At 50.7% G+C, this 16,674-nt stretch carries 13 protein-coding genes; 6 read left to right on the plus strand and 7 right to left on the minus strand.

Annotated features, from left to right (window positions below; genetic code table 11):
- Positions 1–83: 83 nt before the first annotated feature.
- Complete coding sequence (locus ACY0JR_RS10380; protein WP_462633992.1) at positions 84–1,469, minus strand: lysophospholipid acyltransferase family protein; 1,386 nt, start codon at positions 1,467–1,469, stop codon at positions 84–86.
- 368 nt (positions 1,470–1,837) lie between these two features.
- Here ACY0JR_RS10380 and ACY0JR_RS10385 point away from each other — a divergent pair, with 368 nt between their 5' ends.
- Positions 1,838–3,070, plus strand: a complete 1,233-nt coding sequence (locus ACY0JR_RS10385) for an ROK family transcriptional regulator (protein WP_462633993.1) — start codon at positions 1,838–1,840, stop codon at positions 3,068–3,070.
- A gap of 355 nt (positions 3,071–3,425) precedes the next feature.
- Here the strand turns inward: ACY0JR_RS10385 and ACY0JR_RS10390 are convergent, their stop codons facing one another.
- The 5 genes from ACY0JR_RS10390 to ACY0JR_RS10410 all read right to left on the minus strand — a co-directional run bounded on the left by ACY0JR_RS10390 (position 3,426) and on the right by ACY0JR_RS10410 (position 8,553).
- The gene (locus tag ACY0JR_RS10390; RefSeq protein WP_462633994.1) at positions 3,426–3,917 is read right to left on the minus strand and encodes a DUF4112 domain-containing protein; all 492 of its coding nucleotides are present in this window, start codon (positions 3,915–3,917) and stop codon (positions 3,426–3,428) included.
- A 48-nt stretch (positions 3,918–3,965) separates the two neighbouring features.
- Positions 3,966–4,559 carry a GNAT family N-acetyltransferase gene (locus ACY0JR_RS10395; RefSeq protein WP_462633995.1) on the minus strand — a complete coding sequence of 198 codons (594 nt, stop codon included), beginning with the start codon at positions 4,557–4,559 and terminating at the stop codon, positions 3,966–3,968.
- A gap of 389 nt (positions 4,560–4,948) precedes the next feature.
- The gene (gene pruA / locus ACY0JR_RS10400) at positions 4,949–6,586 is read right to left on the minus strand and encodes an L-glutamate gamma-semialdehyde dehydrogenase (protein WP_462633996.1); all 1,638 of its coding nucleotides are present in this window, start codon (positions 6,584–6,586) and stop codon (positions 4,949–4,951) included.
- Positions 6,587–6,827: 241 nt separating this feature from the next.
- Positions 6,828–7,658, minus strand: coding sequence for a metallophosphoesterase family protein (locus ACY0JR_RS10405; protein ID WP_462633998.1), 831 nt, complete (start codon positions 7,656–7,658; stop codon positions 6,828–6,830).
- Positions 7,659–7,812: 154 nt separating this feature from the next.
- A complete protein-coding gene (locus ACY0JR_RS10410; RefSeq protein WP_462634000.1) occupies positions 7,813–8,553 on the minus strand; it encodes a nucleotidyltransferase in 741 nt (246 codons plus the stop codon).
- Positions 8,554–8,845: 292 nt separating this feature from the next.
- Between ACY0JR_RS10410 and ACY0JR_RS10415 the strand changes: the two genes are divergently transcribed.
- Entirely contained in the window at positions 8,846–9,250 is a 405-nt protein-coding gene (locus ACY0JR_RS10415; protein WP_462634001.1) for a hypothetical protein, read from the plus strand.
- Positions 9,251–9,278: 28 nt separating this feature from the next.
- On the opposite strand, the gene ACY0JR_RS10420 is transcribed toward ACY0JR_RS10415, so the two are convergent.
- On the minus strand, positions 9,279–10,112 hold the full coding sequence (locus ACY0JR_RS10420; RefSeq protein ID WP_462634003.1) for a TIR domain-containing protein: 834 nt from the start codon (positions 10,110–10,112) through the stop codon (positions 9,279–9,281).
- 158 nt (positions 10,113–10,270) lie between these two features.
- On the opposite strand from ACY0JR_RS10420, the gene ACY0JR_RS10425 reads away from it, so the two are divergent.
- The 4 genes from ACY0JR_RS10425 (at position 10,271) to ACY0JR_RS10440 (ending at position 16,644) form a co-directional block, all read left to right on the plus strand.
- The gene (locus ACY0JR_RS10425) at positions 10,271–12,229 is read left to right on the plus strand and encodes a DNA polymerase III subunit gamma/tau (RefSeq protein WP_462634004.1); all 1,959 of its coding nucleotides are present in this window, start codon (positions 10,271–10,273) and stop codon (positions 12,227–12,229) included.
- Between the two features lie 66 nt (positions 12,230–12,295).
- Complete coding sequence (locus tag ACY0JR_RS10430) at positions 12,296–12,826, plus strand: hypothetical protein (protein ID WP_462634005.1); 531 nt, start codon at positions 12,296–12,298, stop codon at positions 12,824–12,826.
- Between the two features lie 259 nt (positions 12,827–13,085).
- Positions 13,086–16,046 (plus strand): M16 family metallopeptidase, encoded by a 2,961-nt coding sequence (locus ACY0JR_RS10435; RefSeq protein WP_462634006.1) that lies wholly within the window; start codon positions 13,086–13,088, stop codon positions 16,044–16,046.
- Positions 16,047–16,224: 178 nt separating this feature from the next.
- Positions 16,225–16,644 carry a hypothetical protein gene (locus tag ACY0JR_RS10440; protein WP_462634007.1) on the plus strand — a complete coding sequence of 140 codons (420 nt, stop codon included), beginning with the start codon at positions 16,225–16,227 and terminating at the stop codon, positions 16,642–16,644.
- Positions 16,645–16,674 lie beyond the last annotated feature (30 nt).

Here is a 16,674-nt window from a genome sequence, read left to right on the forward strand (position 1 = left end):
GCCTTTGCCATACCTACGCAACAGGTGCTTCCTCTGGATTGTTCATCTTGCCCTTTACGAACAGAAACACTTTATCCACTTGTTCAGGCACTCCTTGTTTCAGGGCTGTTTTCCGGGAAAGAGGCCAGAAACTCCTGGCGGGCTTGTTCCAGGGCAGCCATTAACCGGTTGCGTTGTTCCAGCAGGCTGTGCAGCACGGTGGTGCGCTTGGAGAAAAGCGAGAAGAAAATCCAGTTACGGCGGGCTACCCGAATGCGGTGCCAGTAGTGCAGCACAAAGAACCCGGTTACAGGCAGCGCCACCAAATAGCCCACCAGCGTCCAGCCCGACAACCCGAACCACGCATGCACGGCCCAGCCAATGAGCGCGTAGAAAATGGGGAACGTGAACATGCCAATGGTCATCATGATGGGGGCGTAAAACTCAATGTCTTTGGTAAGTGCCCGGGCAATTTTGGAGGGCAAGAGGTACGGCAGATAGTTATGCACCACCCCGAAGAGGTAGAACGGGAAACCTACCAGCAGATAGAGAACAGTCTGCACTGTGCCCCAAGCCACCTCGCGGCGCCGGGGAATCCGTTTGAAAGCATCTGGCACCAAACCCACGCTTTCCAAATGCTGTAGGTAATTCTGCAGTTCGGTGCGCAGGTGGTGTATGCGTTCTGGCTCCCGCGATTCAAAGTATTTGATGCTTTGCACAATGCCTTTGGTGATTAAGAAACGTTCCTGCGGTTCAGACGGAGCTAGGTCCAGTTCTTTCACCAGTTTGTCCTGGTACACGGCTTCTACCTGGCGGGTGAGCACGTCTTCTTCCTCGGTATCGGTGTGGATGACCAAGGCTTCCAGGCGTTCTTTCAGATGATCAGTGAGGGCGTGGGCGGCCTGGAAAGGGTCTTCGGCGTACGCCGCTTGGAAATCTTTGACATGGATGGGCTCGCCCACGTTCACAAACACATCGCTCCGGAACCGGGACGGGTCTGAGTAGTTGACGCCCACGGGAATGATGCGCAGACCCAGGTTGAAGTTGTGCTGGGCCTCGGCCCCCAGGCCAATGCGGGCGGTGCCGGTCTTGAGCGGACGCAGGCGGCGCTGCATGAAGCTGTTGCCCTCTGGGAACACCATAAGCGTGCCGCCTTTGCCCAGGAATTCGTAGCACTTGGCAAACGTGGCATCGTTTTGGGCGGTGCCCCCGTCGCCTACGTCTTCGCGGCGGTACACAGGTATCATGAACAGTCTATGGAAAAGCCAACCTTGGATGCCCGGTTTGAAGAAGCTGCTCTTGGCTAGAAAGTAGATGTTCTGCTTCATGAGCGAGGCCGTGACCACGGGGTCCATGAGCGTGTTGGGGTGATTGGAAACTACTATGAGCGGTCCGTCAGAAAACAGCAGGTGCCGGTTGTTCACCGTGAACCGCCGGAAGAACACGCGCAAGGCAATCTGAAAGAGGGTCTTAAGCAGAAAATACAACATACAGGCGCTGGATTATGGGAGGAAGCTACGCATTTTCGGGACTAATTCAGAAAATGAGCCCCAAAATAGCCGCAATGGGCAGGCTGGGCAGAAAATCAGGAGTTCCTTCTGTACGCTTCGTTTCCAAAGCAGGGGCGGTTTTGCAATGTTTTTTCGGGAAATAGGCTGGTAAACAGAGAACGTTTTCTAAATTGTAGAACCTCGTCTTTCCGCCCTGCGGGAATATCCTCTTATTTGCTTTAGAGGAATGATTTTAGGTGTAGATACAGAAGAATTCCGCCAAAAGGGGGAATTCCTTTTGCAGAAAAAGCTAAATTTGTAAGTAAAACCGAGTAAGCGCCGCTGATAAGCTCCCTAATTTATACAAGATGACAAAGACTTTCTTTGAGGAAATAAACGGTGATTCCCCAACCGGCGTGGCGTTCAAGAATGTCAACCTCAAAAAGAAAGTCATCGCCTATTTTGCCAACATAGGCAACGCCACCATTGCTGAACTGGGCAAGGAACTGAATTTGAGCGTGCCCAAAATCACGAGCCTGCTCAACGACCTGATTCAGGATGGGCTGGTACAAGACCACGGCAAAGTAGACTCCACGGGCGGCCGAAAACCCAACGTCTACGGCTTGGCCCCAGATTCTGCCTTCTTTCTGGGAATTGACGTAAAAATCAACCACATCAACATTGGCCTCACTGATTTCCAGAAAAACCTGATCAGCGATTTTGAGAGCTACCCTTATAAATTGTCCAATGACAAAGAATCACTGGATGAACTCTGCCACATCATCAACAATTTCATCTCAGAGCTGCCTATTCCCAAGGAAAAGATTCTGGGCATTGGGATTAACCTGTCGGGCCGTATCAACTACGCCAAAGGCTACAACTATAATTTGTTCGATTTCCATGACGCGCCGCTGAGCAAAGTCATAGAGCAGGAGATTGGCATAAAGGTGTTTCTGGAGAATGATTCGCGGGCCATGGCCTATGGCGAATTCTGCTCGGGCGTGGTAGACAACGAGAAAGATGTCCTTTTCCTGAACTTGGACTACGGCATTGGCATGGGCATGATCATCAACAACCAATTGTTTTACGGCAAGTCGGGCTACTCCGGTGAGTTTGGGCACATTCCTATTTTCCAGAACGAGAAGATGTGCAAATGCGGCAAGAAAGGCTGTCTGGAGACCGAAGCCTCGGGCTGGGCTTTGGTAGAGATGTTCAAGGAAAGCATGAAAGCCGGTGCTTCTACCATTGTCTCCCAGAACAACATTTTACCCGAAGATCTACTCCTGGACGACATCATCAATGCCGCCCATAAAGATGATGTGCTGGCCATTGAACTGATTGCCAAAATAGGCGACAAGATTGGCCGCGGCATTGCCCTGCTCATCAACATCTTCAACCCCGAACTGGTGGTTTTGGGCGGCAGCCTGGCCTCCACCGAAGACTACATCCTGCTCCCCATCAAGAGCGCCATTAAACGCTATTCACTGAGTCTGGTGAACAATGACACCAAGCTGAAGGTCTCTAAATTGGGCGAGCAGGCCGGTGTCATTGGGGCCTGTCTGCTGGTGCGCCACCGCTACCTGGCCCTGGAACATAACTAGGATTTTCCTTGGTAAACATGGTTCAAGTTTTCAACTTGGACCTAAAATATCCGGAAGTTTGAAACTTCCGTGAGGCGAAACCCTCAAAACAACTTTTGCTGGCTTAGGTCCGCAATCTCAAAACCTTTTCTTGCCATCATAACCCAATCTTGCCGCTGGTTCCCGGCGAGTCTGGAGACTCGCTTCATCCTCGGTCACGAGACAGCAGTCTCGCGCCAGCAACTGCAAAGCTCATTCTTGTATTTAGCGTAAGATTCCTTTCTTAACTAAAACAGTAAAGCCCGGTTTCAGACCTGTTTTCAACAAAACAAGTCTGAAACTGGGCTTTTATCTTGATGAAACTCTTTCTAAAAGTCTACCACGCCGAAGACGCCCATAGCCACAGGTACTCAGCTACTTTCCAGAGACCGTAGAGTAGCAGCCCGAACAGGATTAGAAACGCGATGAGCACCCCAATGATAAAGCCGGTGCCTTTGCCCTGGTACTTGCCTTCCTGGTAGTGCTTCTTGAGCAGATTCACGTTGCGTTGGTTGGCTTTGTATCCAAAGTCGAAGAGCCAGCCTACAATAGGGATACTGCCAATAATGGCATCCAGGAAAATATTGAACAGCATTCTGGCTACCAACGCCCGGCTGGCGCCATGTTTGGCCATGGTCATGACCAGCACGCCAGACATGGCAAACGAGGAAATATCGCCTACTACGGGCAGCAAGCCCATAATCGGGTCTAGCCCGAAACGGAATTTAGTGCCCGGCACCTGAAACTGATTGTCCAGCAACCGGGAGATGGACTCTACCCACCGCAGGCGGTCATCAATGGGCGTAACGGGTGGTGTGGTCTGGTTCATGGCACAAATGTTTCTCCTTCATACGCAGAAACAACCGTCAGGATTACTTTACGCGTACCGCTGCAACATGGCCTCCAACCGTTTCTTCACCTCAGGCCATTCCCGGTCTAGAATACTCAGCATCACAGAATCGCGCACGCGGCCTTCCGCCGTAATCAGGTGGTTTCGCAGAATGCCTTCCTCTTTAGCCCCAATCCGGAGCATGGCTTGGTGGGAGCGGTGGTTCAGCACATCGGTTTTCAAGGTGACTCTAATGCAGCCCAGTTCCTCAAAAGCATGCCGCAGCATCAGGTACTTGGCTTCAGTGTTCACGCCGGTACGTTGCCACACCGGTGCAATCCAGGTCCAGCCAATCTCCAAGCCTCTGTTGGGGACGTCAATGTTCCCGAAGCGGGTACTGCCCATGAGTTCTCCGGTCTGCGGATGCTCGTGCACAAACGGCAAGGCTGTTCCGGCTTCCTGTGCTTTAAGGGCGGTCTGCACGTACGCGGCCATGTCTTCTTCCGTACGCAGCAGGTTCATGCCCAACCGCCAAAGATCCTCCACCAACCCAATTCTGCTCAGTTCCGGAACATCACTGGCTTGCAGGGGCCTAAGTTTTACGTGTTTACCTAACAGCGTAACCGGAACGGGAATTTTCATGGCTTTGTAGTTTTGGGTGATATCTATGCCCAAGTTAACAGAAGGAAAGGAAGATTTCGGCAAGCCTCCCTCCTTTTGTCATCTTGGAAAGATCTTGGCAGCGAACGGTAATGGTGCTTCTCTTCAACCTTTCTAGTTTGCCCACAAGATCCTTTCAGGATGGCAAAAGATAGGATGTTTTGTGATTGATTCTACAAAACCCTCCTCTATGGCGCGGAAGTTACTTCCGTGACTTTTGAAACTGCTGTAAGTCACGGAAGTAACTTCCGCGCCATAGATGACAGAATCGGAACTGGCTTATTTCTGAATTGCTTTAAACAAAACAGCCCCAAAACGGAAATCCGCTTCGGGGCTGTTTTCAGGAAATTGATTTGAAAAACGCTTACCGTTTATTGGTTATCGCTCTGTAAAAACGGGTAGCGGTAATCTACCGGTGGCACAAAAGTTTCTTTGATGGTGCGGGCACTAGTCCAGCGCAGCAGGTTCAGCATAGAACCGGCTTTGTCATTGGTACCAGACGAGCGCGAACCACCAAACGGCTGCTGCCCTACCACGGCTCCGGTGGGTTTGTCGTTGATGTAGAAGTTACCAGCCGAGTGGGTCAGTTTTTTGGTCGCCAGTTCAATTGCGTAACGGTCGTTGGCGAAGATAGCTCCGGTTAAGCCATACGGCGAAGTTTCATCTACAATCTGCAAGGTTTCCTCAAACTTATCAGCGTCATACACGTGCAGCGTCAATACCGGCCCGAAGAGTTCTTCGCACATGGTCACGTACTGCGGATCTTGCGCCACAATAATAGTAGGCTCAATGAAGTAGCCCACGCTCTTGTCATGGTTACCTCCGGCAATAATCTCTACTGAGTCGTCTTTCTTAGCGGCATCAATGTAGCGGGCCAGCTTGTCAAAAGATTTCTCGTCAATCACAGCGTTAATGAAATTCCCGAAATCTTCGGGGTCACCCATTTTAAAGGATTTCAGGTCTTCCACTACCTGGGCTTTCACCTCGTCCCAGATGTTGCTTGGAATATAGGCGCGCGAAGCAGCCGAACATTTCTGGCCCTGGTACTCAAATGCGCCGCGGGTAATGGCGGTGGCTACTTCTTTCGCGTTCGCGGATTTGTGCGCCACAATAAAGTCTTTCCCGCCGGTTTCGCCCACAATGCGTGGATAGCCCCGGTAAGTGTTGATGTGCTCGCCAATGGTTTTCCAGATGTGGTTGAATACGCCGGTGCTGCCGGTAAAGTGAATACCCGCAAACTGACGATGACGGAAAATCACATCACCCGCCTCTGGGCCGTCTACATATACTAAGTTGATGACACCGTCTGGCAGACCAGCCGCCTTGAACAGTTCCATAATCACGTTGGCCGAATACACCTGGGTGTTGGCCGGTTTCCAAACCACCACGTTGCCCATCATGGCCGGAGCGGCGCACAGGTTAGCAGCAATAGAGGTAAAGTTGAACGGTGTAAGTGCGAACACGAAACCTTCCAACGGACGGTGTTCCAGACGGTTCCACATGCCCGGCAGTGACTCCGGCTGCATTTTGTAGACATCTGTCAAGTACTTCACGTTGAACCGGAAGAAGTCAATCATCTCGCAGGCGGCATCAATTTCGGCCTGAAAAGCGTTTTTAGACTGGCCCAGCATGGTTGCGGCGTTCATACGGGCCCGGAAGGGTCCGGCCAACAGATCAGCGGCTTTCAGGAAGATGGCGGCGCGGCTTTCCCAAGGCATGTTAGCCCATTGCTCACGGGCCGAAAGCGCCGCGTCAATGGCTTGCCGAACGTGACTGGCATCTCCGTAGTGGTAATTTCCAATCACCCGTTTGTGGTCATGCGGAGGGGTCACGGGCATGAGGTTCCCGGTGCGCACTTCCTCGCCCCCAATGTACATGGGAATATCCAACTGCTGCTCGCGTAGCGCCTTATAGGTATTGAGTAGTTCTTCTCTTTCTTTGCTGCCGGGCGCGTAGCTTTTCACGGGCTCGTTCACCGGAATGGGGACATTGAAAAATCCGTTGGACATATTGTTTATAGAATTAAGTTCTAAACTGAGATAAGCAAAGGTAGGGCTTTCAGATAAAAAAGGCTAACAGTTGTCAGGGGCTATCCCTTGTGATTTCCCTATTACGTTGAGCGCCTAAAGGGCAACTACCAGGGACTCCCCCTACATTTCTCTTCTGTAATAAGCAAAACACCCCTCCTACTTTGGGAGGGGTGTCTGAAGTATGGAGAGTTTTTGCCAGCGTTTAGGACTTCTTATTTATCTACACATCAAACAAAAAGAACGGCATGGCAAAACCGGCCTTCTGGAGGATGGGTTTGGCTACGTTGAAGACTTTTACTCCCTTTGAGGTCTGTCCTTCTAAGGTACCTATGTGGGCGTGACCATGAAAACAGGCCAATACGTTTTGCCGGTTCAAAGGCTCTGCCAGACGGGAACAGCCCAGGAACGGGTGAATGGCCTCGGGCTCTCCTTCTACCGTGGCTTTGATGGGTGAATAATGCAGCACCGCTATTTTCTTTACGTCTGGGTGCTCGGTATCCAGGCGGGAAAGACCGGCTTCCAGCTTCAGGGCTTCGTCTACGGCTTCCTGCACAAAGGCTTTGTTGCTGACCTCACCAAACATAGACAGCATGTATTTGTCAAAACCACCGCCAAAACCCTTCACGCCCGCAAAACCTACGTTTTTGATTACTACCGCATCGCCGTCCAAGAAATGCACGTTGTCGCGCACCAGGCAGGCTCTGATTTGTTCGTGCTCGTCTTTGTCATGGTCGTGGTTGCCCAATACGCAGACCACGGGAATGGTGCAGGCACGCATCTCCTCGGCCAGTACCTCAGCTTCTTTGCAGTACCCATGATCAGTGAGGTCGCCGCAGAGCAGCAGAATATCGGCTTGTTCTGAGGCGGCTTTAAAGAAATCTACCCACTTTCCTTTGTCTGTCTCGCGCACGTGAATATCGCCCACGGCAGCAATGCGCACCGGCTTCTTTGGTTCCTCTACTACGGCGGGCAAATCGGCGGGCTGAGGAGCGGTAGGTTGTAAGGGCTGAACGGGCTGGGGCGTGACGTGTGGGTGCGATTGTTGTTCCATGCTTGTTTAGATTTTGGACGCTGGGCTTTAGATGTTAGACCTCTTGTTTGAGTCATAGAATACGTGCGAAGATTGGATGTTGGTTTAAAATCTATTTACCTTCTCCGCTTCCTCGCTGAAAGTCAAGCATCTATTATCTAACATCTAGTATCTGCTATATGGTCACGCTGGTAATGGCCTTGAAGCCCCACTCGGTCACGGCCGGGGCATATTGCGTTTGGTCGAACAGCAAACCACGGCATACTTTCTCCGTAGGCGGCGGCATGTCAAACTGTTCTTTGGCGCGTAACAGCAGCTCATCAAAAATGTCTCTGGGAATAATGTCGCGCTCAGACGGGTACACAAACTGAAAAGACATAAACTGGGCCAGCAGGAGGTGCCAATGGTGCTCCAGGGTCTCAAAAACACGTCGCCAGTTCATTTTATCACCGTACCGCAGAATGAGGTGGTTCAGGTCTGAGCCGTCGTACCGCTCCCGGTTCTGCACGTAGATTTTGCACTTGAACAGATCCTCGGCCGAGATATACTTCACGGGTACCCCGAACTCAGTGCCCTCTGTGGCGTGCCGATACCAGTTGTCGTTCACCGGGGTAAAACTGCCGGGGTTGTTGAAAATGAAATCAACGTACTTGCCGTCTTTGAAAGCTTTGGCCAGCCAGCGGGCATCTACCAGCTCGGTCTCAAACCCTTCGTCTGAAAACAGCTTCAATAACCTGGGGCAGTCGCCGGCGGTGCAGAACACATCCATGTCTTTCATGGCGCGCTGCATTCCGGTGTACTGGCGCAGCGCAAAGCCGCCACCCATCATAAAGGGCAACCCGCTCTCATGCAGCATCTTCAACGCCTGCGGGTAAAATTCCTGGGCCACCTCGGGGGCCATATCGTCCAATTCCATAATATTCTTAAGTGCTGAAAAGTAGAAAGATGCTTGCCTGCAACAGGCCAATTTCTGCTGTGTTCCTGGTTACCGCCGCAACCCCGACCATTAGTAAGAGACAGCAGGTATAGCATTTACTGAATCCTAAAAAAAATGTTATCCTGTAGCCCTAAGATGCGCCTTCTTTCCTACAAAAATCTAGTTCTAAGCCGTTTTCTGAAAAGAAGCTTCTAAACCAGCCGCGTAGTTTTTACTTGAGTTATGGACAAGCCTGCGTAAGTTTGGCTCCTCAACCAACAAAGGATCTGTGATGTCTGGAAAGAAAGTGAAATATATCCTAATGGCCGTTTTCGCGGCGCTCATCATCTGGTTTGTCAAAGATGCGTTTACCCAGCCGGGCGTGCAGGATTTAAAAGGCGGCTTCACCGAAGTGGCCCTCTACCGCAACGAGAACAACACCGGCCCTATCCATCGCATTTACGCGGTCACCGTCTCAGACACGCTCTGGGACCAGATACAGCAATACGGCGACTATATGCCCCACACCAAGTACGGCACCACCAAAGTCTACTTCTTCCTGCAAGGCCAACCCGCACCAACGGCAGTCTCACCGGGTGCACAAAACTTTGACCCGCAGTTTCAGGAGAATTGCTTGGCCAAGTACGAGAAAGACGCTATGGGGCAGGTGAGTCTGGTGAAGTGGCCGTTCAGGTAATATCTAAGAATTTTAGTCTTAAAAAAGATTAAAATGGTAAATCATTTTCATCAAATGGGACTACTGTCGTGCTTTCTCGTGTTAGTAGCAAGTCTATTCCAGTATTAGTAATGGAATATGCATAAAAGCTCTGATCGGGATCATTATTATACAATGCATTTTCTCTCTCCACTAAACCCAAACGCACTAATTTTATAGCACTTACATCAACTCGGTTGTCAGTGATTCCTAGCTTTTCTTTTATACTCCAGAGCGGCCAACCATTTGGAGATTCAGTATATGTGGAAATCAATTGAGAAAGCAATCGAAGATCTAACTCAATCAACTCGTTCGATACAGAAATATTAGAAGGTTGATTAGTTTGGAATATTTTAGTTTCGTCTATCAAACCATGCTTTTCAACTTCTCTCTTTATTTTAGTGCAGGCTAAATTTAAAGCAGATGTAAGATCTTTATCCGATCTGTTTGGTTCATAATCAGCAGTTGTCATCCCCAATAAATCTGTGGGCAGGTACAAGTCTACTCCTCTAGGCTTGACGATATAGCATCTTTCCTTCCCTATTTTCCCAATAAATAGCCCAAGCTCAAAGATTACATTATCTCTTACGACCTTTTTTTGCTCCTCTCTGATCGTCAACAGATCATCAGGAGAGAATATAAAAACTGCAAAATCAACAGAACTAGCCATTTTGACTAAATCATCGATTGTGTTGTTTGATAAAGCAAAAGTACCGTTTCGCCAAATTGTTACTTCCAGAGTATGATCCATATTCTCATTGATTGCATCAGCGATACTTAAACTTTCGACTGAGCAACCTATAAACAACCTTGGCTTCTTCATTATGGAAAATTTTCTTTTCAAGAGTTAATATAAAGTTTATTCCTTGATTTTCCATTTCCGGCCTTCTTTTCTCAAGACAGCCCTGAAAGGAAACCTACGTTGCACAAAACCAAGAACCTTCCTAGCCTGCCCAGATTCGGTTTCGCAATCGAATCAGAAACCTTTAACTTTGTAGAGCGATGGAGAATTTTGTTGTATCTGCTAGGAAATACCGCCCAACTACGTTTGATAGCGTGGTGGGGCAGCACCATATTACTACTACTTTAAAGAACGCGATCAGCAGCAACCACCTGGCGCAGGCGTTCCTGTTCTGCGGCCCTCGGGGTGTGGGCAAGACCACGTGCGCGCGTATTCTGGCCAAGACCATCAACTGCCAGAACATTACGCCGGAGGTAGAGGCCTGTAACGTGTGTGATTCCTGCAAGAGCTTCAACAACAACAGCTCGTTCAACGTGCACGAGCTGGATGCCGCGTCTAATAACTCGGTAGAAGACATTAGAAACCTGGTAGAGCAGGTGCGGTATGCGCCGCAGACGGGCAAGTACAAAATCTACATCATAGATGAGGTGCACATGCTCTCCAACTCGGCCTTCAACGCGTTCCTGAAGACCCTTGAAGAGCCGCCGGCTTACGCCATTTTCATCCTGGCCACTACGGAGCGCCACAAAATCATCCCCACCATCCTCTCGCGCTGCCAGATCTTTGACTTCAACCGCATACGCATTGAGGACATGGTGCAGCATTTGGGCCGCATTGCCGCCAAAGAGGAAATCAAAGCCGATGATGATGCCCTGCACCTGATCTCGCAGAAAGCCGATGGAGCCCTGCGTGATGCCTTGTCTATCTTTGACCAGATGGTGACCTTCTCGGGCCACCACCTCACCTACAAGGCCACCGTGCAGAACCTGCACATCCTGGACTACGACTATTACTTCCGCCTCACGGAATACCTGCTCACCCAGAACCTGAGTGGCGCCTTGTTGCTTTATGACGAAATCCTGAAAAACGGCTTTGATTCGCACAACTTCGTGCTGGGCATCGGCGAGCATTTCAGAAGCTTGCTGGTGTGCAAAGACCAGGTGACGGTGCAATTGCTACAGGTTTCGGACAACATTAAAGTGCGTTATGCCCAACAGGCGCAGGAAGCGTCCTTGAGTTTCCTGCTATCAGGTCTGAACTTAGTAGGTAGCTGCGACCAGAACTTCAAAGCGGCTAAAAACCAGCGGTTGCACGTGGAACTGCTGCTCATGAAACTGGCCCACCTCCCGCACGCCTTGCAGCTGGCCTCAGATGTCTCTCTCACCGGAGACGTCAAAAAAAAAACTAATGGAAATTCCGGCGTAGCCGCCCCTACCCTTGGTGGTTCGGCTCCGGCCTTGGGTGCTTCATCTGTGGCTACTTCGGCTACGCCGAAAATGCCTGTTCCTACTCCGGCACCGGCGCAGCCAGTTTCCGCCTCTTTTGAGAAAAACGGCGCTGAAACGCACCACAACACGGCCCCCGCCGACATGGACGCGGGCGAAGACCCGGTGTTTGACACCTACCCGGCCGAAGCGCCTTCGCCGGTTCCTTCCATGGCTCCGCCTCTACCAGCTCCTGCTGTGGCCGCCCCTGCAGCGCCTCTGCGCACGGTTTCTTCTCCGCTGGCCAGCCGCAAAATGTCTAAGTTGCCCAGCCTGAAAAACATAGAGGAACAGGTGGCAGCCTCGGCTGCGCCGATGGTGGAAGTGCTGGAAGAGGACACCGAGAGTTACGTACCCGGTTCTCTGCCCCCCATCAACGAGCACAAGCTGCAACAGCTCTGGAAACTCTACGTGGACCGCGTGAAGCACACCGACCGCACTCTGGAGTACACTATCCTGAACCGTGAGTGGTACTTTGACGCCGAGAAAGCCGAGGTGCACCTACAGGTGGAAAACGAGGTGCAGGTAGCCGAATTCAACAGTTTCAAGCCGGAGTTTCTGATGTTTCTGCGCCAAGGCTTGGGCCACAACCGCCTGCAAGTACAGATTGACGTGGTGCAGCAGGAAAACGGGCGCAAACTCTACACCTCACAGGACAAGTACAACTACCTGGCAGATATGTACCCGGCCCTGAAGGACCTAAAAAACCGCCTGGGTCTGGACACCGACTTTTAAGTCCCCTTTTTCGTAAACGGGTGAGCCCATTGCTGGCCTCACCCGTTTTTACTTTTAGCCTACCCCATGAACCAGCACCTCTTCGACCGCAAAACCGATTCTTTTTTTGGCAGTCTCCGTTACCTGGGCTACGTGCTGCTGCCAGCGGGCATTATCCTGGGCGGTTCACCCTTCTGGTCTGGTGCTGACAAGGTGCAGATGCTGTCTGTAGGCGCGTTGCTGTTTTTACTGGGCCTGCTCTTTCAAAGCACCTACCACGGGTTTCAACTGGATTTTCAGAACCGCCGGGTGCGGGAATACCTAAGCATGTTCGGGCTGAAAACCGGCAAATGGGCCCCCTTACCTACCTTTACGCACGTGCGGCTCACCTCCAATCTCAGAACTGCTGAGGATTATGACCACGGCCACACGCATGATCACGAGCCCGCCGCTCCGGTCATGTGGTACACCATCGGGCTATACTCCCAGTCAACCCAGGCAGACTACGAACTCCGCACCGATAACCAGCAGGACGCCCTGCAAACCCTGCATCTTTTATCCGGCAAACTCAACATCCCCGCCGAAGACAGAACCTCCATTTCCGCAACGCATTCCTAGTGTCCTTACCGGTTTTGCTGTTACCGCAGGCAGATTGTAGCGGCGTTACACTGTAACGCCGAGGCTCTACGCAGCAGTAGCCGCCGAGGGTCTTGAAACCGCCTTTGCAACAACTATTGCAGGGTTTAGAAGCCTTTTCTTAACGGGCCGTTCCAGTTGCATAGCACCACGGTGTTACGGTGTAACGCCGCTACAGTGATCTTAAATGTTTTCAATTTCTTATATTTGATTATCCTCTAGAAGATAAATCCCACCAGACGTGAAAAAAAGATGTATTGCTTTTTCCCTCATGGGGGCGATGCTGTTTGCCCAGTGCAAGACCAGTACGCCTACCCAGACTACCGCCACCCAAGCCCCTGTCTCTACGCCCCAGACGAAAGAGGAATTCAGGTACACCACCGTTCCCAATGATCCGCTGAAAGCGCGCATCTACACCTTAAGCAACGGCCTGACGGTGTACCTCACCAAGTACGAGAATGCGCCCCGTATCCAGACGTACATCGCGGTACGCGCGGGCAGTAAGAACGACCCGGCAGATGCCACCGGTTTGGCGCACTACCTGGAACACATGGCCTTCAAGGGTTCTACGCGTTTAGGTACCATCAACTGGGAGAAGGAAAAAGAAGAACTGGCCAAGATTGAGGCGCTGTACGAGTTGTACCGCACGCAGAAAGACCCGGCCGTGCGCAAGAACACGTACCACCAGATTGATTCTATCTCGGGGGTAGCGGCTAAGTATGCCGTGCCGAACGAGTATGACAAACTGGTGGCGGCCATGGGCATGAACAACTCCAACGCCAGCACCTGGGTGGAACAGACCATCTATTACGGTGACATCCCCAGCAACCAACTGGATAAATGGGCCATGTTGGAGGCCGAGCGGTTGGGCGTGATGATCCCTAGATTGTTCCACACGGAACTGGAAGCGGTGTACGAGGAAAAAAACCGTTCTCTGGACTCTGACCAGAACAAAGCGTTTGAAGCGGCTTTCGCAGCCTTGTTCCCTACGCACCAGTACGGCGCGCAGACCACCATCGGGACGGTGGAGCACCTCAAGAACCCGTCTATTACGGAGATCAAGAAGTATTTCGATAAATACTACGTACCCAACAACATGGCCATTGCCATGAGCGGCGACCTAGACTTTGACCAGACCATCAAAACCATCAATGAGCACTTCGGAAGGTGGCAGAAGAAAGCCGATCCGGCGTACACCGCCCCGCAGGAGAAGCCTATCACCGCGCCTATCGTGAAGGAGATTTTGGGGCCTGAGTCTGAGATGCTCTTGATGGCGTACCGTTTTCCGGGCATTAAATCAAAAGATGCCCTAGTGCTGCGCATGATCAACCAGATTCTGACCAACGGCCAGGCCGGATTGATTGACCTGAACATCAACCAGAAACAGGCGGCGCTGGGTGCCGCTTCTTTCGCTGAGATCTACAACGATTATTCGGCCCACTTCTTGACCGGAAACCCACGCCAGGGCCAGACCTTGGACCAGGTGAAGAACCTGTTGCTGCAGCAGATTGAATTGGTAAAGAAAGGCCAGTTTGAAGATTGGTTGATTCCGGCCATCGTGAACAAAAACAAGATTAGTAAGATGAAAGCCTATGAGAGCAATGCTGCCCGGGCCACCGCTTTTGTAGATGCATTCATCGCCCGACAGGACTGGGCCGATTACCTGAAGCAGGAGGAGAACTTTGAGAAAATCACCAAACAGGACGTGATGGAGGTGGCTAACCGTTACTACGGTAATAATTACGCGGTTATCTATAAGCGCACCGGCCAGGACCCCACGGCTCAGAAGGTAGAGAAGCCTACCATTACGCCGGTTCCCGCCAACCGCGAGGCGCAGTCTGAGTTCTACAAACAGGTGGCCAACCGCACCCTTTCTGAGTTACAGCCGCAGTTTGTGGACTACCAGAAAGACATTCAGCAGGGTACGCTCAAGTCTAACATTCCCATCTACTACACTAAAAACCAGGAAAATGGCCTGTTTAACCTGTACTACATTCTGGACATGGGTACCAACAACGACCTGAAACTGGGACTGGCTGTGGATTACCTCCAATACCTGGGTACTGACAAATACACCGCTGAGGAACTACAGAAGGAGTTTTTCAAGATTGGCTGTTCGTTCGGGGTTTCCTCGGGACAGGACCAGGTGTATGTTTCCCTCACCGGCTTAGACGCGAATCTGGAGCAAGGCCTGACTTTGTTCGAGAGCCTGTTGCAAAACCCCAAAGCCGACCAGCAAGCCTTGGATGACATGGTGGCGGGTATCCTGAAAGACCGCAAAGACGCTAAGCTGAACAAGAACATCATCCACAGCGTGGCCATGGTGAACTATGCCAAGTATGGCCCGAAGAACCCGTTCACCCATATCCTGAGCGAGCAGGAACTGAAAAAAGTAAATCCTGCTGAGTTGGTGTCCCGCATCAAGAGCATTCCTACCTACCAGCACCGGGTGCTGTACTACGGTCCCAGAGAGTTGCAGGCGATTACCGCCACCTTGAACACCGGCCACATTGTACCGGCTGCTCTGAAACCAGTCCCGGCGGAGAATGCCTTCAAGGAGCTGGACATCAAAGACCGCAACGTGTACTGGACAGACTATGACATGGTACAAGCCGAGCTGCTGTTTTTGACCAAGTCTCTCAATTACGACCCTAAACTGGTGCCAACCATCAGGCTGTACAACGAGTACTTTGACGGCGGCATGGGCGCGATTGTGTTCCAGGAACTGCGGGAATCGCGCGCGTTGGCGTATTCGGCTAGTTCACGTTTTGCCAACGCCAGCCGGAAAGACCGCGCCAACTACATCATGTCGTACATCGGGACGCAGAGTGATAAACTGCCTGAGGCGATGGCCGGGATGCAGGAACTCTTGAACGATCTGCCGCTGGCCGAAAGCAACTTCACGAACGCCAAAGCCTCGGTACGCAACAGCATCGCGACGGAGCGTATCAACAAGGTGGGTATTCTCATGAACTACGAGCAGGCCCGCAAACTGGGCGTGGACCATGACCTCCGCCGCGACATCTACGAAAGCCTGGACGCTCTCACGCTGGACCAAATCAAAGCCTTCCAGCAGCAGTTTGTGAAAGGACAGAATCAGACCATTCTGGTCATCGGTTCTAAAAAAAGGCTCAATTTCAAAGAACTGGCCAAATACGGCACTGTGAAGCAGTTGACCTTGAAAGAGCTGTTCGGGTATTAAGGGTTAGTTGTTAGTTATAATTAGAGCATGAGCAACCAACAGTTGTTCATGCTCTAATTATAAAGGTTAAATTGATGTAGTTAAAAAAAGAACTACTATGCATTGATAAGTTTTAGTGTCAAATCTGTTTTTATATAATTTATAATTATCATTAAGGTAAATTAGATTCCTTTGTTAAATGAAATCCAACCTATTAATCCAATTTTACTTTACTTTATTCATTTTCTTATTATTAGGTTGTAAAGATGATGATGATGATAGGAATAGGTATGAGCATTATCTTGGCACTTGGCATGCTGTTTCTTGTGGTTCTAACGGAGGGCCACCAAATTGTGGGCTCCCTTACCCAATGCCAAGAAACAAAAGAGTACTCACCTTAAATCCTGACAGAACCTATGTTGAAGTAATTGAGGGGGACACAACTAAAGGAACATATAAAATTGTAAAGGCCGAAAATCCACATAAGCTTAGTTATGATGAGATAAATGACGATCTTGTGTTTGATGGAACAAATGACAAGTGGGCAGTAAAAGTGAAGAATGATAGGCTGTCTATGACAAGCTACGGGTGCTGCATCGGATATACTTATGAAAGATAATAATATTAAAATACACTTACAGTGAAGCGA

It is taken from the genome of Rufibacter sp. JT3400010, assembly GCF_054956755.1.